Annotated in this window: 20 protein-coding genes; 14 read left to right on the forward strand and 6 right to left on the reverse strand. The window is 71.0% G+C overall.

Annotated elements, in window-relative coordinates; translation table 11 throughout:
- Positions 1 to 48: 48 nt before the first annotated feature.
- Positions 49 to 741 (reverse strand): TetR/AcrR family transcriptional regulator, encoded by a 693-nt coding sequence (locus tag AB0383_RS04555; protein WP_364185846.1) that lies wholly within the window; start codon positions 739 to 741, stop codon positions 49 to 51.
- Positions 742 to 862: 121 nt separating this feature from the next.
- On the opposite strand from AB0383_RS04555, the gene AB0383_RS04560 reads away from it, so the two are divergent.
- Entirely contained in the window at positions 863 to 2,230 is a 1,368-nt protein-coding gene (locus AB0383_RS04560) for an MFS transporter (RefSeq protein ID WP_364185848.1), read from the forward strand.
- Positions 2,231 to 2,233: 3 nt separating this feature from the next.
- On the opposite strand, the gene AB0383_RS04565 is transcribed toward AB0383_RS04560, so the two are convergent.
- Positions 2,234 to 3,247: a helix-turn-helix domain-containing protein gene (locus AB0383_RS04565; RefSeq protein ID WP_364185850.1), complete on the reverse strand. Its 1,014-nt coding sequence runs from the start codon at positions 3,245 to 3,247 to the stop codon at positions 2,234 to 2,236.
- Positions 3,248 to 3,429: 182 nt separating this feature from the next.
- Here AB0383_RS04565 and AB0383_RS04570 point away from each other — a divergent pair, with 182 nt between their 5' ends.
- Complete coding sequence (locus AB0383_RS04570) at positions 3,430 to 4,587, forward strand: LLM class flavin-dependent oxidoreductase (protein ID WP_354866702.1); 1,158 nt, start codon at positions 3,430 to 3,432, stop codon at positions 4,585 to 4,587.
- Between the two features lie 60 nt (positions 4,588 to 4,647).
- On the opposite strand, the gene AB0383_RS04575 is transcribed toward AB0383_RS04570, so the two are convergent.
- The gene (locus AB0383_RS04575) at positions 4,648 to 5,052 is read right to left on the reverse strand and encodes a DUF6086 family protein (protein ID WP_364185852.1); all 405 of its coding nucleotides are present in this window, start codon (positions 5,050 to 5,052) and stop codon (positions 4,648 to 4,650) included.
- Positions 5,053 to 5,177: 125 nt separating this feature from the next.
- Between AB0383_RS04575 and AB0383_RS04580 the strand changes: the two genes are divergently transcribed.
- The 11 genes from AB0383_RS04580 (at position 5,178) to AB0383_RS04630 (ending at position 17,001) form a co-directional block, all read left to right on the forward strand.
- The gene (locus AB0383_RS04580) at positions 5,178 to 6,140 is read left to right on the forward strand and encodes a GNAT family N-acetyltransferase (RefSeq protein ID WP_364185854.1); all 963 of its coding nucleotides are present in this window, start codon (positions 5,178 to 5,180) and stop codon (positions 6,138 to 6,140) included.
- A gap of 89 nt (positions 6,141 to 6,229) precedes the next feature.
- Positions 6,230 to 6,775: a hypothetical protein gene (locus AB0383_RS04585; RefSeq protein ID WP_364185856.1), complete on the forward strand. Its 546-nt coding sequence runs from the start codon at positions 6,230 to 6,232 to the stop codon at positions 6,773 to 6,775.
- Between the two features lie 244 nt (positions 6,776 to 7,019).
- Positions 7,020 to 7,445 carry an MmcQ/YjbR family DNA-binding protein gene (locus AB0383_RS04590; RefSeq protein WP_364185858.1) on the forward strand — a complete coding sequence of 142 codons (426 nt, stop codon included), beginning with the start codon at positions 7,020 to 7,022 and terminating at the stop codon, positions 7,443 to 7,445.
- 93 nt (positions 7,446 to 7,538) lie between these two features.
- Positions 7,539 to 8,567: a LacI family DNA-binding transcriptional regulator gene (locus AB0383_RS04595; RefSeq protein WP_364185860.1), complete on the forward strand. Its 1,029-nt coding sequence runs from the start codon at positions 7,539 to 7,541 to the stop codon at positions 8,565 to 8,567.
- A gap of 60 nt (positions 8,568 to 8,627) precedes the next feature.
- Positions 8,628 to 10,313: a ribulokinase gene (gene araB / locus AB0383_RS04600; protein ID WP_364185992.1), complete on the forward strand. Its 1,686-nt coding sequence runs from the start codon at positions 8,628 to 8,630 to the stop codon at positions 10,311 to 10,313.
- The gene (locus tag AB0383_RS04605; RefSeq protein WP_364185862.1) at positions 10,304 to 10,981 is read left to right on the forward strand and encodes an L-ribulose-5-phosphate 4-epimerase; all 678 of its coding nucleotides are present in this window, start codon (positions 10,304 to 10,306) and stop codon (positions 10,979 to 10,981) included. The genes araB and AB0383_RS04605 overlap by 10 nt, the downstream gene beginning before the upstream one ends.
- A 30-nt stretch (positions 10,982 to 11,011) precedes the next feature.
- Positions 11,012 to 12,517: an L-arabinose isomerase gene (gene araA, locus AB0383_RS04610; RefSeq protein ID WP_364185864.1), complete on the forward strand. Its 1,506-nt coding sequence runs from the start codon at positions 11,012 to 11,014 to the stop codon at positions 12,515 to 12,517.
- Positions 12,518 to 12,531: 14 nt separating this feature from the next.
- On the forward strand, positions 12,532 to 13,632 hold the full coding sequence (chvE, locus tag AB0383_RS04615; RefSeq protein WP_364185866.1) for a multiple monosaccharide ABC transporter substrate-binding protein: 1,101 nt from the start codon (positions 12,532 to 12,534) through the stop codon (positions 13,630 to 13,632).
- Positions 13,629 to 15,149, forward strand: coding sequence for a multiple monosaccharide ABC transporter ATP-binding protein (mmsA, locus tag AB0383_RS04620; RefSeq protein ID WP_364185868.1), 1,521 nt, complete (start codon positions 13,629 to 13,631; stop codon positions 15,147 to 15,149). The genes chvE and mmsA overlap by 4 nt, the downstream gene beginning before the upstream one ends.
- Entirely contained in the window at positions 15,146 to 16,369 is a 1,224-nt protein-coding gene (gene mmsB, locus AB0383_RS04625; protein WP_220239590.1) for a multiple monosaccharide ABC transporter permease, read from the forward strand. The genes mmsA and mmsB overlap by 4 nt, the downstream gene beginning before the upstream one ends.
- Positions 16,370 to 16,527: 158 nt before the next feature.
- Entirely contained in the window at positions 16,528 to 17,001 is a 474-nt protein-coding gene (locus AB0383_RS04630) for a hypothetical protein (protein ID WP_366185171.1), read from the forward strand.
- Position 17,002: 1 nt separating this feature from the next.
- Here the strand turns inward: AB0383_RS04630 and AB0383_RS04635 are convergent, their stop codons facing one another.
- The gene (locus tag AB0383_RS04635) at positions 17,003 to 18,706 is read right to left on the reverse strand and encodes a phospholipid carrier-dependent glycosyltransferase (RefSeq protein ID WP_366185173.1); all 1,704 of its coding nucleotides are present in this window, start codon (positions 18,704 to 18,706) and stop codon (positions 17,003 to 17,005) included.
- A gap of 367 nt (positions 18,707 to 19,073) precedes the next feature.
- On the opposite strand from AB0383_RS04635, the gene AB0383_RS04640 reads away from it, so the two are divergent.
- Positions 19,074 to 20,282, forward strand: coding sequence for a GNAT family N-acetyltransferase (locus AB0383_RS04640; RefSeq protein ID WP_364185873.1), 1,209 nt, complete (start codon positions 19,074 to 19,076; stop codon positions 20,280 to 20,282).
- Positions 20,283 to 20,867: 585 nt separating this feature from the next.
- Here AB0383_RS04640 and AB0383_RS04645 read toward each other — a convergent pair.
- Positions 20,868 to 21,779: a universal stress protein gene (locus tag AB0383_RS04645; protein ID WP_364185875.1), complete on the reverse strand. Its 912-nt coding sequence runs from the start codon at positions 21,777 to 21,779 to the stop codon at positions 20,868 to 20,870.
- Positions 21,780 to 22,220: 441 nt separating this feature from the next.
- Positions 22,221 to 23,198, reverse strand: a complete 978-nt coding sequence (locus AB0383_RS04650; RefSeq protein ID WP_364185877.1) for a hypothetical protein — start codon at positions 23,196 to 23,198, stop codon at positions 22,221 to 22,223.
- Positions 23,199 to 23,453 lie beyond the last annotated feature (255 nt).

A 23,453-nucleotide genomic window follows, 5' to 3' on the forward strand; every position in this document is an offset into this window, starting at 1 on the left:
CGGGGAACCCGGTCTGACTCGACAACCTCACCGCTTCGCGATCAGCGATCAAGAAGCGACGAGGTTGTCGAGCATCAAGGACAGGGTGAAGTCGAACCGGTCGTGACCGGACCCGGACGTCAACTCGGCCGCGTGGCGCCGGGTGTGGGGAAACCGCTCGGCCGGCAGAGCACCGAGCCGCTCGACGAGGTCCTCCCGGCTGAGCACCCAGTCGTCGTCCTCGTTCTTCCGGCGCTGGTGGACCAGCGAGCGTTCCCAGGTATACACGGTGACGTACAGCGTGAGTGAATCCAGCGCCCACGCCGCGGTCTGCGCGGGGACACCGCCGGCCAGCAAGAGACCCAGGATGCCCTCGCTGACGCGCAGGGTTTCCAGGTGCGTGGGGACCAAAGCGAGCGCCGCGCGGGACACGCCGGGGTACTTGAGGTACTGGTCGCGCATCTGGGCGTAGACGTCGTGGACCTGCTGCCGCCACGCGGCGGGGTCCGGCTCGGGCAAGGAGATTTCCGAGCACAGCCGGCCGATGAGCAGGTCGTCGAGGTCGGTCTTCGTGGTGATGTGGGCGTAGAGCGACGACGGGCCGGTGCCCAGCACGGCGGTGACGCGGCGGATGGTCAGCGCGTCGTAGCCCTCGGTGGCGACGACTTGCAGCGCGGCGTCCGTGATGCGCTCGGCGGTGATAGGCGGCTTGCGGGAAGCGGGGGACTCGGAGCGCTGAGCACGTTGGGAGGCGGCGGGCATGTGCGCCACCCTACCTTGACACGAACTTAGTTCGTCGCTTAGAACTTAGTTCGTGACTACTGAACTTAGTTCGTCAACCGCGCCACCAACGACATCGCTTTCCCTCCGACAGGCCTGGCTGGTGCTGGTCGTCGTGGTCGTCGCCGAGCTCATGGACCTCGTCGACACGAGCGTCGCCAACCTGGCCGGACCCTCGATCCGCGCGGACCTCGGCGGGGGGCCGATGACGCTGCAGTGGGTGCTCTCGGCCTACACCGCGGCGTTCGCGCTCGGCCTCATCACCTCGGGCCGCCTCGGTGACCTGCTCGGCCGCCGGCGGCTGTTCCTGCTGGGCATGGCCGGCTTCACCGTCGCGTCGCTGGCCTGCGGCTTGGCGCCCAGCGCCGGGTTCCTCATCACCGCCCGCGTGTTCCAGGGCCTGTTCGGCTCCGTGATGATCCCGCAGGGTCTCGCGCTGGTGAAGATCGTCTTTCCGCCGGAGCCCCTGCGCAAGGCGCTCATGCCCTTCGGCCCGATCATGGGCCTGGCCACGGTCGCCGGCCCGGTCCTGGCCGGCTGGCTGCTGCACCTGGACCTCTTCGGCGGCGAATGGCGCTCGATCTTCCTCATCAACGTCCCGTTCGGCGTCCTCGCCGACTCACTCGCCTGGTGGGTTCTCCCCCGCCACAGCGGCGAAGACCGCACCGCGCGCCTCGACCTGCGTGGCGTCGGCCTGCTCACCGCCGGTTCGGCGCTGCTGATCGTGCCGCTCATCCAGGGCCGCGACCTCGGCTGGCCCGCGTGGACGTACGTGATGATCGCCGCCGGCCTGGTGGCCTTCGGGCTGTTCGTCGCGTCCGAACGCCGCAGCGCGCATCCGGTCATCGCGCCGTCGTTGTTCCGCAAGCGCAGCTTCGTGGTGGGCCTGCTGATCGTCGGCGGGTTCTACGCCGCGCTCAGCGCGTTCGTCCTGGTGCTCAACCTGCTGCTGCAGTCCGGCCTGAACTGGTCACCGCTGCAGACCGGCTTCGCCCTGATCCCGTGGGCGGTCGGCACCGCGGTCGCCACGCTCGTGTCCGGTGCCGTCCTGGCCGGGAAGCTCGGCCGCTTCAACCTCGACTTGGGACTGGCCGTCGCGGTCGTCGGCCTGCTCGGTCTCTGGTGGTCGATCGCCCACTGGGGCGCCGCCATCACCGTGTGGCAACTGGCCCCGGCCCTGCTCGTGACCGGGCTCGGTTCCGGGCTGCTGTTCGTGCCGCTGTTCGACTTCATCCTCGGGGATGCCACCACCGAAGAGGTCGGCACCGGCGCCGGCGTGCTCAACGCCGCCCAGCAGTTCGCCAACGCCATTGGCGTCGCCGCGCTCGGCACTGTGTTCTTCGCCCGCGTCGGGCAACCTTCGCCGGCAAACTACGTTTGCGCTGCCGAGCTGGTGTTCGGCCTCTGCGCCGGCATCTACGTGCTGGTGCTGCTGCTGGTCCGGTTCCTGCCGAAGCACGCCCAGCGGTGAAGCTCAGTCGCCCAGGCCGTAGCGGCGGATACGCTTGTACAGGGTGCCGCGCGACATGCCGAGCCGGTGCGCCGCCGCGGTCTTGTTGCCGCGGCAGGCGATCAGGACCTCGCGGATGATCTCGGCTTCCGCGTTCTGGAGCGGGTTTTCGTGCTCCGACAACGAAACCGCGCTGAAGATCAGGACACAGCCGTCCTCGAACCGGCCGGGTGTGACGGGGCGGACGATGGCGACGCGGCCGTCGGCGAGGGGCAGGTGCGTGGCCGAGGGGCCGGCTTCCCGCAGCATCGACCACAGCGTCGCGCGGTCGGGCAGGGTCGCGGTGGGGCCGCCGTCGCTGATCATGATCTCGCCGTCGAGTGTGATCACCGTGGTGCCGGGCAGGGAGCGGAACGTCATGTGCGCGTCGACGAGCCGGCGCTGCCGGGGCGTGGCCGCGTCTCGCAACGCCGAACGCAGGCGCTCGGCGAAGGCGACGACGGCGGCCATCACGAAACGGTTGGTGTGCTCGGCGCGGCAGCACACGTTGACCGAGCCGAGCAGCAGCCGCGTGGTCGGGTCGACGATCGGCGCGGTCGCGCAGGTGTAGGGGTGCCAGGCCTGTTTGTAGTGCTCGGCCCCGACCACCATCGACGCGGACCGCACCGCCATCGAGAGCCCGACCCCGCAGGTGCCGACACCGTCCTCGACGTAGCGGTGCCCGGGCTCGACCTCCACCTGCTGCAGGTCACGGCGCAACGCGGGGTCGGACTCCCAGCGCCAGGTCAGGGTGCCGCACGGGTCGACCAAGGCGACCGACGCGGCGTCGCCCACGAGCAAGTCGGCCGTGCCGGGGATGACACGGCTGCCGACGGCGACCAGCAGGGTTTCGGGGTCGAACCGGGCGGGCGCGAGGTCGAGCCGCTCGGGATCGACGCCGGACTGCCGCGACCGAACCCACGACTCCTCGATCTCCGGCCGCGCCGCCCCGCGGCGATCGGCCTCGAGGAACTGCTGCCAGACGTCCGAGGTGGGCACGGGCGGCTCCTCTCCTGGCGTCGTCGCCGGGAAACCCCGAGTGTGCAGGATCGGCGAAGCGCGCGGCCAGCCCCCGATCGGGCGGGGTGTTCATCTTTTGAACGCTTCCGCCTCGAGCCCGGTGTGGCGCGCCACACCGGCGTTACCGTCGATCACCCGGCCGGCGAAGTCAAGGAGGACTCATGCGTTTCGGCGTCTTCATGGCCCCGTTCCACGCCTCACCGATCAAGAGCCCGGTCGCGGCCCTGGCTCGCGACGTCGAGACGATCAAGCTGCTCGACCGGCTGGGCTACGACGAAGCGTGGATCGGCGAGCACCACTCCTGCGGCGTCGAGCTCATCGCGAGCCCGGAGATCTTCATCGCCCACGTCGCGGCTCAGACGAAGACGATCAAGCTCGGCACCGGCGTGCTCTCGCTGCCGTACCACAACCCGTTGTGGGTGGCCGACCGCGCGATCCTGCTCGACCACCTCACGCGCGGCCGGTTCATGCTCGGCCTTGGCCCGGGCTCGCTGCCGACCGACGCGTCCATGATCGGTCTCGACCCCCTCAGCCAGCGTGGCGCACTGGAAGAGGACACCGACGTGCTGATGCAGCTGCTCAACGGCGCCGAACCCGTGACGGCCAAAACCGACCGCTACCAGCTGCGCGACGCGCTCTGCCAGCTGCGGCCCTTCACCCAGGGCGGGCTGGAGGTCGGCGTCGCCGCGATCGCGTCGCCGTCGGGGCCGCGCATCGCCGGCAAGCACGGGCTCAGCCTCCTGTCGATCGGCGCGACCCTGACCGGCGACCTCGACCTGCTGGCCCAGCACTGGGACGTCGCCGAGGAACGCGCCACGCAGTTCGGCACCACGATGAACCGCGACGGCTGGCGCCTCGTCGGGCCGATGCACCTGGCCGAGACGAAGGAACAGGCCTACGCCGAAGTCGAGCACGGCCTGGACGACTGGTGCGACTACCTGCAGCACGTCGCCGCCGTCCCCCACTTCGAACCCGGCGGCGCGACCTTCACCGAGCGCGTCGACTGGATCAACGCCAGCGGCATCGGCGTGATCGGCACCCCGCAGGACGCGATCCGCCAGATCGGCAACCTCGAGGCGCAGTCGAAGGGCGGCTTCGGCTCGTACCTGATGATGGCGCACGAGTGGGCGACCCCGGCCGCCACGGCGCGGCACTACGAGCTGTTCGCCGAAGCCGTCGCCCCGCACTTCCAGCAGCGGCTCGACCGCCTCGCCGCGACCGAGGCTCAGGCGAAGAAGCTGCGGGCCGAGCTGCACAGCCGGCAGGGCCAGGCCCTGGAGGAGGCGAAAGCCCGGCACGAGGCGGAGAAGTCCGCTTGATCCTCGCGGGCACGGCGGCACCGGTTACGGCTTTGGTGCCGCCGTGGGCGTTTCCGGTGATCAGGTGGGCATCGCGCGTGCGTGAGCGGCGCGGAGCTCGGCGAGCTTCCCGGCCGGCGGCTGGGTTCCGACCATCGAGATGTCGCGGACGTCGGGGCCCGGCTCGCGGCCGAGCGCCGGGATTTCGGCACCTGCGCAGTCGAGCAGAACCATCGCCGTGGCGAGGAAGCCTTCCACCATCGACCGCAGGATCAGGTGGTTCGAGCGCTGATAGCGGTCGACGAGGGCATCGACGAAGGCGGTGAAGACCGGCAGGTCGACCGCCCACTCGTCGGCGGCCGCAGGGCCGATCCCCGTGGGCAGCTCGACGATCGGGGCCACGGCCTCGGCGGAGCGGAACAGCAAACCGACGCCGTTGGACGGATTCCACAACGTCTTGTCGCCGACCTCGAAGTATTGACTCATCGGCTCACTCCCCCATCTGGTGCTTTTTCAGCCGCGTGAGCGTACTGAGCGCATACGGCCGTCAGCGATCGGTTTTGGCGGAAAACGACGCGACAGCCCGGCCGTGGGTGAATACCTTCGGGCGCGTGGACACCACGTCGCTCACCTGGCGCCCTCTCACCCGCGACGACGCGCAGGCGGCGGCCGACCTGCTCAACGCGATGGAGACCGTCGACCGGATCGGCGAGACGTACACGGCGCAGGACACGTTCCAGGAGCTCATTGACCCCTACGCGGACCTGGAGCGCGCGAGCCTCGCGGCGTTCGACGGGGACATGATGGTCGGGTACATGAAGATCCGCTACAAGCGGTTCGCGGAAGAAACCCACCGCGTGTACCTCGACGGTGGCGTGCACCCGGACTTCCGGCGCCGCGGTATCGGCACCGAGCTCGTCGAAGCCGGGGTGGCGGCGGCGAAAACGCTGCACGCGCTGCGCCACCCGGCGCTGAAGCTGGCGATCGACGTCCACAAGGCCGCGCACATCCCCGGTGTGGCCGAACTCGTGGGCCCGCGAGGCTTCGTGCCCGTTCGGTACTTCCAGCACCTGGAGCACCCGCTCGGCGCCGCGCTTCCCGAACCCGCGATCCCGCCAGGGCTGCGGATCGAGCCGTGGTCGGCGGACAACGACGAGGAGTTCCGGTTGACCCGTAACAAGGCGTACGCGGACTCCTGGGTGCCGGCGCCGGTTCCCGCCGACAGCTGGCGGAACAAGATCGCCAACCACACCCTGCGACCCGAGGCGAGTTTCCTGCTGCGCGCCGAAGAAGCTGTCGCGGGGGTGCTCGTGGCCAACCAATGGGAGGGCGACGTCGCGGCGACCGGCATCCGCGACGCGCACTTCATGGTCCTCGGGACGATCCCGGCCTACCGCAACCGCGGTGTCGCCGGAGCGCTGCTCGGGCACGCGCTGCGGGCTGCGGCCGAGCACGGTTTCGACCAGGCCAGCGTGAAAGTCGACGCGCCGAGTCCGGCGGGGGCGTCCGGGATCTTCGCGAAGGCCGGCTTCACCCCGACGATCCTCTTCGTCCGGCGAGCGCTCGTAGTCTGACGCAAGCTCACCTCCCGCAGATGAGGCCGTTCCCGACCCGCCCCCAGATGCTCGCCATGAGGGACGCGACGCAGAACGGAGGCAGGATAATGACGATCGGACCCATCCAGCTCGTCGTACTGGGATTTCCGGACCCGGACTTCCACGGCGCGATCATCACCGAACTCGAGCGCCTGAGGGAAAGTGGCACCGTCAACGTGGTCGACGCGCTGGCCGTGCACAAGGATTCCGACGGCGGGATCGAGGTCGCCCACCTGAGCAACCTCAGCGACGAAGAGGCCGTCGAGCTCGGCAGCAAGGTCGGGGCGCTGATCGGGCTCGGAATCGAAGGTGAGGAAGGCATGGAGGCCGGCGCGGTCGCGGGTGCCGAGGCGGCCGCGGACGGCGTCGAGGTGTTCTCCGACGAAGACGCCTGGGACGTCCTGGAGGAAATCCCGGACGGTTCGGCGGCCGCCCTCGTGCTGCTGGAACACCGCTGGGCCATCCCCCTGCGCGACGCCATCGCGGAAGCGGGCGGGTTCCGCATCTCCGACGGCTTCATCAGCCCGCTCGACCTCGTCGCCATCGGCCTGGTCACGGCGGAGGAAGCGCAGCAACTGCACGCCTTCGAGACCGCCACCCCCAGCCGTACCTGAATCAGGAGGGACCACCATGTTCGGATCCCGCAGGGTCGCTCGCCGCACGTCGCGGCGGACCGCGCGCCGCGTCAGCCGGCGGCGCCGCTGAACCACGGCCGGGCCGCGTGGACGATCCCGCCGACCGGCGAGTCCCACGCGGCACCGGCGATCTCCGGCGAGTGGTGTCCGATGTGGACCCTCGGGGCACCGGCGGAGCAGTTGAACCCACCAGGCGGGCGCGATTGCGCTTTACACTGACCCCGTGCCGGACGACAGCCGCCCCGCGTGTGTCGAAGACGTCCACGAGCTCGCTCTCGGGATGCCGCACGTCACCGTCTGGCCCGGAACCGAGCACAAGCCGGTGTACCAGGTCGGGGGCAAGTCGTTCGTCTTCTTCCGCAACCCCCGCCCGGACGCGGTCGACCCGGAGACGGGCGAGCGCTACCCGGACGTGATCGTGTTCTGGGTGCCGTCCGAAGGCGACAAGGCAGCACTCGTCCAGGACGAGAACTCACCGTTTTTCACGACGCCGCACTTCCGCGGCCACCTGTCGGTGCTCGTGCGGGCCTGCCGGCTCGGCGAGATCAGCCGGGCCGAGCTGGCGGAAGTGGTCCAGGAGGCATGGCTGTCGCGCGCTTCGGCCCGCCGGGGTGCGGCGTGGCTCGCCGATCAGGAGGCCAGGTCGTAACCGAGCCGAGTCTTGACCGGGTGACTGTTATCGCTAACACTATGCGCCGGAAAGAGTGACGCGGACCACCCGGACGAGGAAGGCGGTGACGTAGTGTCAGCAGGAGCGGCGGGAGATCGGCAGGCGAGCCTGACGGACGTGGCCGGGCTCGCGGGCGTGTCCCACATGACTGTCTCGCGGGTCATCAACGGCACCGGCCCGGTCCGCCCCGAGACCCGCGCGCGGGTGATGGCCGCGGTGGAGGAGCTGGGTTACCGGCCCAACTCCGCGGCCCGCGCGCTCGTCACGGGCCGTTCCGGCACGCTCGGGGTCGTCGCACTGGAGTCCAATCTGTACGGACCCGCGAGCACCCTGCACGGCATCGAGAACGCCGCCCGGGAAGCCGGCTACGCCATCACGATCTCGAGCGTGAGCCGCCCGGGCCGCTCGTCCATCGCGGACGCGGTGGAGAGCCTGCGGCGCCAAGCCGTGGAGGGGATCGTCGTGATCGCCCCGCACGTCACGGCCGGGCAAGCACTGGCGGGAGTGCCCTCGGCGGTCCCGGTGGTCGCCGTCGGCGGCGGAGAGGGCGCGCCGGTTCCGGTGATCTCCGTGGACCAGTACGACGGAGCCCGCCGCGCGACCGAGCACCTGCTCGCGCTCGGGCACCGCACGGTGTGGCACGTCGCCGGGCCGGAGGACTGGCTGGAGGCGCTCGAGCGCGAGCGCGGCTGGCGCGAGACGCTGGAGCGCCACGGCGCCGAAGTGCCGCCCGTCATCCGCGGCGACTGGAGCCCGGCGTCGGGCTACGCCGCCGGCCGGGCGCTGGCCAGGAAAGTGTCCGCCGCCGACGGCGGGCTGGACGCGGTGTTCGCGGCCAACGACCAGATGGCGCTGGGGCTGCTGCGCGCGTTCACCGAAGCCGGCATCGGCGTGCCGGCGGACGTGCACGTGGCCGGCTTCGACGACGTCCCCGAGGCGGCGTACTTCACGCCGCCGCTGACCACGGTGCGCCAGGACTTCATCGAGGTCGGCCGGCGCACCTTCGGGCTGCTGACCGAACGGATGGGCGGCGGCGACCAGCACGTGCGCCATCTGGTCGAGCCCGAGCTGATCGTCCGGGAGAGCACCGGACCACGCTGAGCGCGGTCCCCACCGAAGGAGAACCACGTGTCCCCGCACTCTCCGAATGTTAACGCTAACATTCACGAGCCCCTCGTGGTCGGCGTCGACTTCGGCACGCTCTCGGGCCGCGCCGTCGTGGTGCGGGTCTCCGACGGCGCCGAGCTGGGCACCGCCGTGTACGAGTACCCGCACGGCGTCGTCGACCGGACGCTGCCCGTGACCGGCGAGCCGTTGCCGCCGGACTGGGCGCTGCAGGTCCCCTCGGACTACGTCGGGGTGCTGCGCACCGCCGTCCCCGCCGCGCTCCGCGAAGCCGGCGCCGATCCCGCCGATGTCGTGGGCCTCGGCACCGACTTCACCGCGTGCACGGTGGTTCCGACCACTGTGGACGGAACGCCGCTGTGCGAGCTGCCGGAGTTCGAGCGCGAGCTGCACGCCTACGTGAAGCTGTGGCGCCACCACGCCGCCCAGCCGCAGGCCGACCGGATCACCGAGCTCGCCCGCGCCCGCGACGAGAAGTGGCTGCCCCGCTACGGCGGGCGGATCTCGTCGGAATGGGAGTTCGCCAAGGCGCTGCAGGTCCTGGAAGAGGCGCCCGCCGTCTACGCGGCGACGGCGCACTGGGTCGAGCTGGCCGACTGGATCGTCTGGCGGCTGACCGGCCACTATGTCCGCAACGCCTGCACTGCCGGATACAAGGGCATCCTGCAGGACGGCGAGTACCCGGGCGCCGATTTCCTGCGCGAGCTGAACCCCGGGTTCGCGGACTTCGTGGCGGACAAGCTCGACCGGCCGCTCGGGCGCCTCGGCGACCGGGCCGGTTCGCTCACCGCCGAAGCGGCGGCGTGGACCGGTCTGCCGGAAGGCATCGCCGTCGCGGTCGGCAACGTCGACGCGCACGTGACCGCGCCCGCCGCGCAGGCCGTCGAACCCGGCCGGATGGTCGCGATCATGGGCACCTCGACGTGTCACGTGCTCAACGCCGAAGAGCTGCGTGAGGTCCCCGGCATGTGCGGCGTCGTCGACGGCGGGATCGTGCCCGGGCTGTGGGGCTACGAGGCCGGGCAGAGCGGCGTCGGCGACATCTTCGGCTGGTTCGTCGAGCACGGCGTGCCGGCCGCCTACCACGAGGACGCGCGGCGAGCGGGCGTCTCGCTCCACGAGCACCTCACGGCGTTGGCGTCGGCGCAGGAAATCGGCGCGCACGGGCTGGTCGCGCTCGACTGGCACAGCGGCAACCGCTCGGTGCTGGTGGACCACGACCTGTCCGGCGTCGTCGTCGGCCAGACGCTGGCCACCCGCGCCGAGGACACCTACCGGGCGCTGCTGGAGGCCACGGCGTTCGGCACCCGCACGATCATCGAAGCCTTCCGGGACTCGGGCGTACCGGTCACCGAGCTGGTCGTGGCCGGCGGGCTCGTCCGCAACGCCTTCCTGATGCAGCTTTACGCGGACGTGGTGAACGTGCCCCTGTCGGTGATCGGGTCCGCGCAGGGGCCGGCGCTCGGCTCGGCCCTCCACGCCGCTGTGGCGGCCGGCGCTCACCCGGACATCACCGCGGCTTCTCGCGCAATGGGCTCGCTCCACCGCGACGGGTATCGGCCGATCCCGGAAAACGCCCGTGCCTACGACGAGCTCTACGCCGACTACCGCGAGCTGCACGACCACTTCGGCCGCGGCGGCAGCGACGTGCTGCACCGCCTCGCGGCCCGCCGCCACGCCACCGCCACCGCCGGCGAAAGGACAGTCCTGACATGTCGCTGACCGACGAGCTGCTCGGCACCGTCGCCGAACTGCGCCGCACCGTCGCGGACCTGCACGGCGAGCTCACGCGCAACGAGCTGGTCGCCTGGACCGCGGGTAACGTCTCGGCGCGGGTGCCCGGGCGCGAGCTGATGGTGATCAAGCCGTCCGGGGTCTCCTATGACGACCTGTCCGCCGACACCATGGTCGTCACCGACCTGCGCGGGCGGCTGCGCCACGGCGACCTCGCGCCCTCGTCGGACACAGCCGCCCACGCCTACGTCTACCGGCACCTGCCCGACGTCGGCGGCGTCGTGCACACGCACTCCACCTACGCCACCGCGTGGGCCGCGCGCGGCGAGCCCATCCCGTGCGTGCTCACGATGATCGCCGACGAGTTCGGCGGGGAGATCCCGGTCGGGCCGTTCGCGCTGATCGGCGACGATTCCATCGGCCGCGGCATCGTCGAGACGCTGCGGGCCAGCCGCTCGCCCGCCGTTCTCATGCGCAACCACGGCCCGTTCACCGTCGGGCGCACCGCCCGCGACGCGGTGAAGGCGGCGGTGCTGGTGGAGGACGTGGCCCGGACCGTCCACAAGGCATTCGAGCTCGGCGCGCCCAAACCGTTGCCGGCCGAGGACGTCGACCGGCTCTACACGCGCTACCAGAACGTCTACGGCCAGCGCTGAGCCCGGCCGGCGCACACGACGAGGAGACAAATGGCTTCGCAGAACAAACCCCAGGTCTGGTTCCTCACCGGGAGCCAGGCGCTCTACGGCGAGGACACGCTGGCGCAGGTCGCGGGCCAGTCGCTGCAGATCCAGCGGCTGCTCGCCTCGACGGGACGGCTTTCGGCCGAGCTCGTCGGGAAACCGGTGCTGACGGAGGCCTCCGCGATCCGCCGGCTGCTGCTCGAGGCCAACGCCGACACCTCCTGCGTCGGGGTGATCGCGTGGATGCACACCTTCTCGCCGGCGAAGATGTGGATCGGCGGGCTCGACGCGCTGCGCAAACCGTTGCTGCACCTGCACACCCAGCTCAACGAAGCCCTGCCGTGGCACAGCATCGACATGGACTTCATGAACCTCAACCAGGCCGCGCACGGCGACCGGGAGTTCGGCCACGTGCTGACGCGCCTTTCCGTGCCGCGCAAGACCGTCGCCGGGCACGCGGGCGACCCGGTGGTCGTCGACCGGATCGACGCGTGGGCCCGGGCCGCGATCGGCGCGGACCACCTGCGCGAGCTGCGGCTGGCTCGCTTCGGCGACAACATGCGCGACGTCGCCGTGACCGAAGGCGACAAGGTCGAGGCCGAGCTGCGCTTCGGTGTCTCCGTCAACACGTACGGTGTGAACGACCTCGTCGAGCTCGTCGACAACGTGTCCGAAAAGGACACCGGCGAGCTGGTCGCCGAATACGCGTCGGCCTACGACCTGGCGCCGGAGCTCGCCGAAGACGGCGCCCGTCACGAGGCCCTGCGCTACGCGGCGAAAGTCGAGCTGGGGCTGCGGCTGTTCCTCACCGAGGGCGGTTTCGGCGCGTTCACCACGAACTTCGAGGACCTCGGCGGCCTGCGGCAGCTGCCGGGGCTGGCCGTGCAGCGGCTGATGGCCGAGGGCTACGGCTTCGGCGGCGAAGGCGACTGGAAGACCTCGGCCCTGCTCGCCGCGGTGAAGGCGATGGGGGCCGGCACCGGCCGCGGCACGTCGTTCATGGAGGACTACACCTACCACTTCGGGCCGGGCGAGCCGAAGATCCTCGGCGCGCACATGCTCGAAGTCTGCCCGAGCATCGCCGCCGCGCGCCCGTCGTGCGAGATCCACCCGCTCGGCATCGGCGGCCGCGAGGACCCGGTGCGGCTCGTGTTCGACGCCGCCCCCGGTCCCGGCGTGGTGCTCGGCCTGGCCGACCTCGGCGACCGGTTCCGCTTGGTGGCCAACGAGATCGAGGTCGTCCCACCCGACGAGCCGCTGCCCAGCCTGCCCGTCGCGCGCGCGGTCTGGCGGCCCGCGCCGTCGCTCGCCACGTCGGCCGAGTCGTGGATCACCGCCGGCGCGCCGCACCACACCGTGCTGACGCAAGCCGTGCCGGTCGAGACCCTCCGCGATTTCGCCGACCTGCTCGGCGTCGAGCTCCTGACCATCGACGCCGGCACCACCACCTCCGGGTTCGCCGACCGGATCCGCTGGAACCAGGCCTACCACCGGCTCGCCCAGGGCTTCTGAAAGGAGCACGAACAATGAAGTTCAGCCGAGGAATCCGAGGGGTCACCGTCGCCGCGCTGGCCCTGACGCTGGCCGCCTGCGGTTCGAGCGTCAAGACGGCCGACCAGGCGCCCGCCGCGGGCTCGTCCGCCGGCGCGCTCGTCGGGGTCACGATGCCGACGAAGTCGTCGGAACGCTGGATCCACGACGGCGACAACATCAAGTCGGCGCTGGAGAAGCTGGGGTACAAGGTCGATCTGCAGTACGCCGAGAACGACATCCCCACGCAGGTCAACCAGATCGAGAACCAGATCACCAAGGGCGCGAAGCTGCTCGTGATCGCCTCCATCGACGGCACCGCGATCACCACGCAGCTGCAGGAAGCGGCCGACCACAAGATCCCGGTGATCGCCTACGACCGGCTGCTGCTCAACAGCCCGAACGTCGACTACTACGCGACATTCGACAACTACAAGGTCGGGGTCCAGCAGGCGAACTCGCTGCTGAAGGGCCTCGGCACGGGCCCGGGGCCGTTCAACATCGAGCTGTTCGGCGGCTCGCCCGACGACAACAACTCGACGTACTTCTTCAACGGCGCCATGTCCGTGCTCAAGCCGCTCATGGACAGCGGCAAGCTCGTGGTGAAGAGCGGCCAGACGACGTTCGCGCCGACCGCGATCCTGCGCTGGGACCCGGCCACCGCCCAGCGGCGCATGGAGGACCTGCTCACCAAGACCTACGGCGGCGGCGCGAAGGTCGACGGCGTCCTCTCGCCGTACGACGGCCTGTCCATCGGCATCCTCTCGGCGCTCAAGAGCAACGGCTACGGCACCGCCGGCCAGCCCTACCCGGTGGTCACCGGCCAGGACGCCGAGGTCGCGTCGGTCAAGTCCATCATCGCCGGCGAGCAGTACTCGACGGTGTTCAAGGACACCCGCAAGCTCGCCGACGTCACCGTGAAGATGGCCGACTCCGTCCTCAAGGGCGGCAAGGCGGAGGTCAACAACACCACGGATTACAACAACGGCAAGAAGGTCGTGCCCTCCTACCTGCTGCAGCCCGTGGTCGTGGACAAGACCAACTACCAGAAGGAACTCCTCGACTCCGGCTACTACACGGCGGGGCAGCTGAAATGACGGAACTGCTCGGCATGCGCGGGATCACGAAGACCTTCCCCGGGGTCACCGCGCTCGCCGACGTCACCCTTTCCGTGCGCCGCGGGGAGATCCACGCGATCTGCGGCGAGAACGGCGCCGGGAAGTCGACCCTGATGAAGGTGCTCTCCGGGGTGCACCCGCACGGCAGCTACGCCGGGGAGATCCGGTTCGACGGCGAGGCGTGCGAGTTCGGTTCGGTGCGCGACAGCGAACGCCGGGGAATCGTGATCATCCACCAGGAGCTGGCGTTGTGCGGGCAGCTCTCGATCGCGGAGAACATCTTCCTCGGCAACGAGCGGGCGCGGCGCGGGTTCATCGACTGGAACCGCACCAACCACGAGGCCGGCGAGTTGCTGCGGCGCGTCGGCCTCGCGGAGAACCCGGTCACGCCGGTGCGCGACCTCGGCGTCGGCAAGCAGCAGCTCGTGGAGATCGCCAAGGCGCTGTCGAAGCAGGTGAAGCTGCTCATCCTCGACGAGCCGACCGCCGCGCTCAATGACGACGACTCGGCGCACCTGCTCGACCTGCTGCGCGGGCTGCGCGACGAGGGCGTGACGTCGGTGATCATCTCCCACAAGCTCGGCGAGGTGATCGCGATCGCCGACACCGTCACGATCCTGCGCGACGGCCGGACGATCGAGACCCTCGACGCGGCCGGGCTCACCGAGGAGCGGCTGATCACCGGCATGGTCGGGCGCGACCTGGAGCACCGTTTCCCGCCACGGGAGCCCGACATCGGCGAGGAGGTGCTGCGGATCGAGGACTGGACCGTGCACAGCCCCACCCAGCCGGGCCGGGTCGTGGTCGAGGGCGCCAACCTCACGCTGCGACGCGGGGAGGTGGTCGGCCTGGCCGGGCTGATGGGCGCGGGTCGCACCGAGCTGGCGATGAGCGTGTTCGGGCGTTCCTACGGCACCGGCATCTCCGGGCGGCTGATCAAGGACGGCGTGCCGATCGACGTCCGGTCGGTCCGCGACGCCGTGCGCCACGGCATCGCTTACGCCACCGAGGACCGCAAGCGCTACGGGCTCAACCTCATCGAAGACGTGCAGCGCAACGTCTCGGCCGCGGGGCTCGGGAAGCTGGCACGCCGCGGCTGGGTCAACGAGCACGCCGAACACGACACCGCCGCGCGGTTCCGGCAGGACCTGCGGATCAAGGCCCCGACCGTGCGCAGCGTGACCGGGAAGCTCTCGGGCGGCAACCAGCAGAAAGTCGTGCTGGCCAAGTGGATCTTCACCGACCCGGACGTGCTGATCCTCGACGAACCGACCCGCGGCATCGACGTCGGCGCGAAGTTCGAGATCTACTCGATCATCAACTCCCTTGCCGCACAAGGGAAGGCGGTGCTGGTCATCAGCTCCGAGCTGCCGGAGCTGCTCGGTCTGTGCGACCGGATCTACGCGCTGTCCGCGGGCCGGGTGACCGGTGAGGTCGCCCGCGAGGACGCCACCCAGGAGCTGCTCATGCAGTACATGACGAAGGAACGCCCATGACCACAACGGACACGGCCCGGCCCGCCGCGCCCCCGGCCGCCACCCCGGGCAGGCGGATCTCGATCAACCCGCGCCAGAGCGGGATCTACGTCGCCTTCGCCCTCATCGTGGTGCTGTTCGAGGTGCTCACCGGCGGCGCGCTGCTCGAGCCCCAGAACATCTCGAACATCATCGTGCAGAACTCCTACGTGCTGATCCTCGCGATCGGCATGATCCTGGTGATCATCTCCGGCCACATCGACCTCTCGGCCGGCTCGGTGGTCGCGATGACCGGCGCCGTCTCCGCGGTGCTCATGGTGAACCTGCATGTGCCCTGGCCGCTCGCGGTGCTCATCACCCTGGTGACGGGCGCGGTGATCGGCGCGTGGCAGGGGTACTGGGTCGCCTACTTCGGCATCCCGGCCTTCATCGTGACGCTGGCGGGGATGCTGGCGTTCCGCGCGCTGACGCTGACCGTGCTGGGCAATCAGGGCATCGGCCCGTTCCCCGACGCGATCCGCACGCTGTCCAACGGCTTCACCGACGGCTACCTCGGCAACATCGGCCTCGGCCCGCTCGGCGGCGCCGACCTGGTCAGCCTGATCGTCGGCGTGCTCACCGTCGCCGCCATCGCGATCACCCAGCAGCGCAAGCGCTCCGCGCGGCTCGGGTACGGGCAGGACGTGGACCCGTACCCGGTGTTCGTCGCGAAGGTCGCCGGCGCCGCGATCCTGGTGCTCGCCGTGGTCGTGCAGCTCGCGCGGTTCAAGAACCTGCCGTGGGTGCTGATCCTGCTGGCCGTGCTTGTGGTCGGCTACTCGCTCGTCGCCGGGCGCTCGGTGTTCGGCCGCCACATCTACGCGGTCGGCGGCAATCTCCAGGCCGCGACGCTGTCGGGCGTCAAGGTCAAGTCGGTGGCGTTCTGGATCTTCGTGAACATGGGCGTGCTGGCCGCGCTCGCCGGGATCATCTTCGCCGGCCGGCTCAACCAGGCCGGCCCGACCGCCGGCGTGAACTTCGAGCTCGACGCGATCGCCGCGGCGTTCATCGGCGGCGCCGCCGTGCAGGGCGGCGTGGGGAAGGTCGTCGGCGCGATCACCGGCGGGCTGATCATGGCGGTGATCAACAACGGCATGTCCCTGATCGGTGCTCCGAGCGAGCGCGTGATGCTGGTCAAGGGCGTGGTCCTGCTCGCGGCGGTCGCGTACGACATCTGGACGAAACGACGCGGCACGGCTTAGTGGCTTTCGTCCGTCTACTGTAGACCTCCATGCTTCGGACGGGCGAGTCCGTGGCAGCCAGGCGGGGCGAGCGCCTGGCTGCCACATCACGATTCGAACCTTGACACCCCCACGGCCGCGCTGTTGGATCCCGTGTCGTTCCCCGAAGAAAGCTCGTCATGGCGACGGCGGCCGCGCTCCTGCTCGGTGGTGCGGCGGTCGCCGTGACGGCCGGCCTGGCGACCGGCGGAGAGCCGGCCCCGGTGACCCCGGCAGCGCCCCCGGTGGGCTCGGCTCCGGCCGCACCGAAACCCGTTTCCCCTGCACCGCAGCCACTTTCGCCGGCAGCGACCGTGTCCGGTGAGCCGGCGCGCGCCGACGCCGTGGCCGTCCACAAGGCACACGAGCCCGGGGCAATTCAGTCACCGCAGTACGCCAGCGGCAAATCCGGCAGCTCCCGGAGCGACGCCGATGTCTACAAACAGCCCATCAACGCTCGCCCTTCGGGTCAGGTGCCCGGCCTCGGGCCCGTGCTCGGGACGAAAACGGGCGACACCGGTCCCTCGGACGAACCGGTCACCACGCCCTCGCCGATTCCCAACCCGGCCGCGGCGCCGACCACGTTCACGCTGTCGGTGCAGCCCGGGCCGTGACCTAGGGCCGGCGGAAGATCGTGATCGAGTGCCCGACCTCGTCGATCGGGGTGCTGGTGGCCAGCAAGGCCTTCAGGTGGGCGTCCGCCTTGGCGATGGAGGAGTCGGAGACCGCGAGCAGGCCGTGGACCTGGTCCGGGGGCACGCGGAGGGGGTCGGCGGCGGCGATGCCGTAGAAGGCCGGCACGCCGCTGCCCTTGTAGACGAGCCACGGGCGTTCGCCCGGGTAGCGCGTTTTCAACCGGTCGGCCAGGCGGCCGAGGTCCTGGCCCCAGTCGACGTTCGAGTCGTGCAGGCGCAGGTGGGTCTCGGACGGGCCGCCGAAGGCCTCGTTGGAGTAGGGCAGGTAGTACGGGAACGTCAGCAGCGAGCTGACGGCCGTGAACACGACCAGGGCCGCCGCCGCGAGGTGGGCTCGGCGGCGGTGCAGGAGGACGAGGCAGGCGGCCGCGACGGCGAGGAACATCGGGAGGAAAACCGTGTACCGGACGCCGAAGTCGCGGCTGCCGGTCATGGCGCCCGCCAGCAGCACCGCGGACGGGACGAGAAGGTACGGCGCCGCGGGGCGCAGCCGGGGAATCGCGAGCAGCACGGCGATGCCGGCCAGCCACAGCGCCAGCGTGCCGAGCGGGGTCTTCACGAGGATCGCGGCCGGGAGGTAGTACCAGAGGGCGCCGAAGTAGAGGCGGCCGAACAGGAAGCCGCTCCACACCTGGTCTTCGAAGCCGAACTGGAGGTGCATGCCGTCGCGGTACGGCGCGGGCACCGGCAGCCAGTCGGCGAGCGCGCGCAGGCCGTGGAGGGTCGGCAGGCCAGGCGGTGCCTGCCAGCGCAAGCGCGGATCGACGGCGAGGTAGGCGGCCCAGAGGACGGCAACGGCGATCAGACCGACGCCGAGGACCGTCGTGACTAGTTCGACCGCCGTCCGTTTCGGACCCAGGCCACCCTCACGGCGGAAGTGCCACACGGACAACGCCGCCAGGAACAGCACCACCGGAACCGCGGGCAGAGCACTCATCTTCGTCGCGATCGCCGCACCCAGGGCGAGTCCGGCGAGGGGGAGATACCGCACGGGCCGGCGCCGGGCCCGCCACACCAGCCAGGCCGACGTCAGCAGGAACCCGGCCATCGGCACGTCGAGCGTGGCCAGTGAGCCGTACGCGATGACGTCGGGCGAGAAGGCGTAGAGCGCGAGCGCCATAAGCCCGCCGACCGGACCGGCGAGATCACGCGCGAACGCGAAGACGACCAGCCCGAACAGCAGCGTCAGCACGATCATCGGCAGCCGCGCCAAGAACATCAGGTGTCCCGGATCGCTGCCCGACTCGTACAGCACGCGCCGGCCGAGCTGCGTTTCGTCACCGGCGAAGGCGGGGTCGAGGTGCACGTCGGCGAAGGCCAGGCCGGACGCGATGATCAGCTTGCCCAGCGGCGGGTGCTCCGGGTTGTACCGCAGGCTGTGCTGGTCGAGGTAGACGACGGCCGTGCCGACGTACACCGGCTCGTCGATCGTCGGGGTCTGCTCGACGGCCGTGGTGACCATCGCGAACGCCATCTGCGCGAGCAACGCGAACCCGACGAGTGCGAACGCCCATCGCCGGTGCCGGCGCAGCCACTCGAACCGGCCCGGCGGGGACTGGGCCGGCGCCGGGTCCGCCGGGGTCGCCTCGCCCGCGCTCGACAGCTGGCTCGTAGGCGGCGACAACCCGAAGTTCCTTCCACGCGAGAGAACACGTCCGCGCCCATGCTACGTCCCGCCCGACGCGCGATCGGCTCGTGACCACGGCCGGCCGTCCAGTTGAGCGTGTCCGGGTCGTCCTGCGCGGCGGCCTGCACGGGCCGGCCGAAGCGATCGGCGCGACCCGAGGCTCGGTGAACCGCGGACGCCGGCCGCAGAGCACCTCGTCCGTTTCGAACCCGGCGCCCTGGTGGCCCTCGCCGGAGTTGCTCGCGCATCGCACGAGGCGGGGTAAGGCTGACCGCGCAGGCCGGGTGGTAATTCGGTTGACCCGGTCCCGCGGCGCCGCTGCACTGTGGCGCGACAGCCACGACACCCCGGGGAGACCGCCGCAGTGGAAATCCGCGCCACGACCGAGCAAGACTTCGACGTCTTCGTCGACACCGTCCACGCCGCGTTCGCGCGGTTCCCCGAGACGCCGGCCGAGGGCGGCGGCGGGTTGTGGTGGTCGGCGCTCGAGATGGACCGCGGGGTGCTGGCCGTGGCGGACGGGCGGCCCATCGGGACCGCGGCGGCCTACTCGTTCGAGCTCACGCTGCCCGGAGCGGTCGTGGTGCCGGCGGCCGGCATCACGTCCGTCGGGGTGCTGCCTCCGCATCGGCGCCAGGGGGTGCTGAGCGCGATGATGCGGCACCAGCTGGCCGAACTGCGGTCGCGCGGGGAGTTCCTGTCCGTGCTGCTGGCTTCGGAGGCCACGATCTACGGCCGCTTCGGCTACGGGCCGGCGACCTACACCGGGCAGCTGACGGTTCCGCGGCGCCAGGGCGCGCTCGCCGCGCCGCGGGCTCACGCGCCGGCCGACACCGGCTCGGTCGAGGTGCTGAAGCGAGACGAGTGCGTCGAGCTGATGGAAGACGTCTACGACCGCTACCGCCGCGCGCAGCCCGGCGCGTTGTCGCGGCCGTACCGGTGGTGGGCGTTACGCGCGGGCCAGCCGCCGATCACCGCGGCGCCGCGGTACATCGCCGTGCACCGCGACGCCGACGGGACCCCGGACGGGTACGCCAGTTACTCGCTCGGTGAGCCCGGCACGCTGACCGTCGACGAAACCATCGCCACCGACGACGCCGTTTTCACCGCCCTGGCCCGGTTCGTGCTCGGCCACGACCTGGTGACGCGCGTGGTGTTCAAGCACGTCCCGCCGTGGCACCCGCTGCGCTGGCAGCTCGAGGACTTCCGCGCCGGCGAGGCGAGCGACGACGACTGGCTGTGGGTGCGGCTGCTGGACGTCCCGCGCGCGTTGACCGCCCGCGGCTGGTTCACCGACGGCGAGCTGGTCCTCGACGTCACCGACCCCTTTCTCGACGAGCGCGGCCGCCACCTCCTCACCGTCCGCGACGGCAAGGCCGAGTGCGTCCCCACGGACCGCGCGCCCGACCTGTCCCTCGACGTGCGCGACCTCGGCTCCCTCTACCTCGGCGGCACCACCCCGAGCACGCTCGTGCGCGCCGGCCACGTCCACGCGCACCACGCCGAAGCCGCCGGTGTCGCCGACGCGCTGTTCCGCGCGGAGCGAGAGCCGCACTGCCTGCACTGGTTCTGACGGTGGGGGCGGATCGGGCCGTTCGACGGGCGTCGGGTAGAAGCGAGGTAGGAGCCGACGAGCCGGTCGGCCATGTCGGCGGGGTAGCCGTTGAGCGTCTCCCACCGCAGCTCCGACGCGGGGGCGAGCCGGCGAATGGCCTGGCCCAGGTCGACGGTGATGTCCTGACCCAGCCCCGTGCGCATGCGCCACAGCTTCGCGGCGAGCACCGACTGCTGGGTCAGCGCGACAGCCGCCGCCCCGCCGATGCGGATCGAGCTGGGCAGCAGCGGGTCGCGTTTGAGGAAGGTGACGGCGCCGCCGCTGTCCTCGGACGTGAAACCCAGTGGCGCCAGCACTTCGCACAGCTCGGCGTGCGGGTCGAACGCGTCGTCGGACGCACGATTGCGCACCGCCCGGAGCATGGCGTCGCGCATCGCCGGCGGATCGGTCGTTTCCACAGTGGACGCTCCAGGGTCGGGACCGCGACGTCCGCGACACGGGCCACGAGCTCGCCTGCGCCAGGGCACCGCGGTGCGGCGGGCAGCGAAGCGCGTCGATCGTGGCGACGGCAGTGGGCCCGCCGGGCCGACTTCGGAGGATCCGTTATTCGTCCTGCGACGCCGGACGGTTCCCGCGCACGACCAGAACGGGGCACAGCGCGTAGGAGATGAGGCTCTGGCTGGTGGACCCGAGCGCCAGGCCGGCGAGCCCGCCGCGCCCGCGGCTGCCGACGACCAGCAGCTGCGCGCGATCGGCCCAGTCGAGCAGGCCGTCGGCCGGCTTCTCCTTCACGGCCAAGCGCTCGACCTGCACATCGGGGTACTTCGCCTGCCACCCGGCGAGCCGCTGCGCGAGCAGTTCCCGCTCGTGGGCCTCGATCGCGTCGGCGTCGGCGGACGAGCCGGACTCCTCGAACACCGACGCGAGGAAGCCTTCCTTCCAGCAGTGCACGGCGACGAGCGGAGTCCGGCGCCACGACGCCTCCTCGAAGGCGACGCCGATCGCGTCCTCCCCGATCGGCGTCGCGTCCACACCGACCACGACCGGGCCGTCCACCGGCGGCGCGTCCTCGGCGACGTGGGGACGCACGAACGCGACCGGGCACTCCGCGTGCGAAGCGAGCGAGACCGACACCGAGCCCAGCACGAACCGGCCGAGCCGGTGCAGCCCCGTCGACCCGAGGATCAGCATCCCGGCCGACGCGGACTCGGCGCGCAGGGCCGACGCCGGCTGTTCCGGCCGCAGCACAGCCTCGGCGGCCAGCTCCGGCGCCACCTCCGCGACGGCGGCCTGCGCCCGGCTGAGCACCCGCTCGCCGCGTTCGCCGACGACCCGTTGCGCGTCCTCGTAGGTCGGCGCGGCGTGCGGGTACGTCACGGGGATCTCGTCCACGGCGTGCACGAGCCGCAGGCCCACGCGGCGCTCGCGGGCCATCCTCGCGGCCCAGCGCGCCGCCATCAGCGACGACTCGCTCCCGTCGACCCCGACGACCAGATCGGTGGACGCGCTTGCCATGGGTTCCCCGCCTTCGTCGGTCTGCCGGCACCTCGGACTGTAATCGCAGCGGACCTGCACGCGAGACGGCCAACAGACCCCCGACCGGGTGACTTTCGTCCAGCGGTGCCCACCCCTTCGAGCCGGTATCCAGTTGATCTGCATACGGACGACCATGCGGTCCGGATGAGCACTCCCCCGGCACGTCCGCTCAGTCCTGTGCTTGACAACGGGCCTCGGCGGGTGCGATTTTCATCCGCATACTGCTGATTGTCGCCGCAGCAGCGAGATGCGTTGGCAGCACTCGATCTTCCGCAGCACCCGATCTCCGGCGAAGGACTTTCGACAACAACGGCGACAGCCGTGCGACGGCCGTGCGACGTTCATACCGGCCCAGCAGACAATCAACCCGGACGCCTGCGGGGCCGGATTCGTGCGCGCGGCCGTGATGAGTTGCGGCGATCAGTCCGGGCAGCCGTCGAGGGTGGGTACCGGGTACTTCGGGTCGTAGTAGCCGGGCGCGTCCTGATCGCCCGCGGGCGCCGGGCCGACGGGCGGGTTGGCGTAGCCGGGTGCAAGAAAGCCTGTCTTCGCAGCGGCGCAGCCGACGGAGGAGAACGCGCTGTGCTCGCCGTCGATCCAGAGCCCCTGACTGGTTTCGCTGAAGCTCGTGCCGCTGCGGAACACGTAGTTCTCGTCCACGCGCACGAAGCTGACGATCTGCGCCGGCCCGGTCAAGCCGCCGGGGTGGGGATCGTCGAAGGCGTAGGCGACCACGTATTTGGCGTCCACGGCCAGCTCCCCCGGCTTCGTCCCGGGGTGCGCGGTCAAGGTGCCGAACATCCGCGGGCCCGCGTCGAGCAGGCGGTATCCGTCGGCGATCTCGGTCACGTACGGCAGCAGGCCCTTGTCGTGCTCTGCCACCTTCGATGCGATCCACGGCCGCGCGTCCGGCGCCAGCTGCGCCAGGAAGGCCCTGGGGTCGCGCCCCGCCACGACGGCGGGTTCGAGCCGCGCGGCGAAGATCGCCCGCTTGACCTGCGCGTAGGCGTCCGCGGCCACTTCGGCCTTGACCGCCGCGGTCGCGGTGGTGGCGATCCCGCCGAACCCCTTGGCCCACTTCTCGGCGGGCGTCCGGTCGTACGGCCGCGCCAGATCGACGCGCGCGAGAACCGGCACCGCCGTCGGGTTGGGCGCCGCCTCCTCGGCCTCGGGCCGGCTCCCGACGAGCACGATCGCCGCCGCCGTCACTCCGAGGATGAGGAGGACGAGCGTCGCGCCCCACCACCGCCCCCGCGGCCGCCGCAGTGGTGCGCGCCGCTGCTTGCGCACCTTCCGGCGGTCCTTCCTCGCCCCCGCCCGCGCGCCGGCCTCCGCCCGCTTGCGCCACTCCGGATCCACCAGATCCGGGTGGGAGTCGAGCAGGTCTTCCTCTTCCACGTGCTTGCCCCCAGAAAACGTCGTCGCCTCCTCATCGACGATCCGCGGACATCGTTACGGCGCCCGGGGGCTTGCCGTGCGGTTCACCCGAGCGGCTCGCTCGGATCCCCCAGCACCACGAGGATCCGGGACGGCTCGTCGCCGTCGTCCCCGTAAATGGACACCCGCTCCACCGGCAACTGCAGCCGAAGCTGCCCGTTCGGCTCGTAGATCGCGAGCTACCGCCGAGCCGGCTCGATTTCGCCGCGGTGCAGG

It is taken from the genome of Amycolatopsis sp. NPDC051373, from assembly GCF_040689465.1.
In the GTDB taxonomy this organism is placed as follows: domain Bacteria; phylum Actinomycetota; class Actinomycetes; order Mycobacteriales; family Pseudonocardiaceae; genus Amycolatopsis.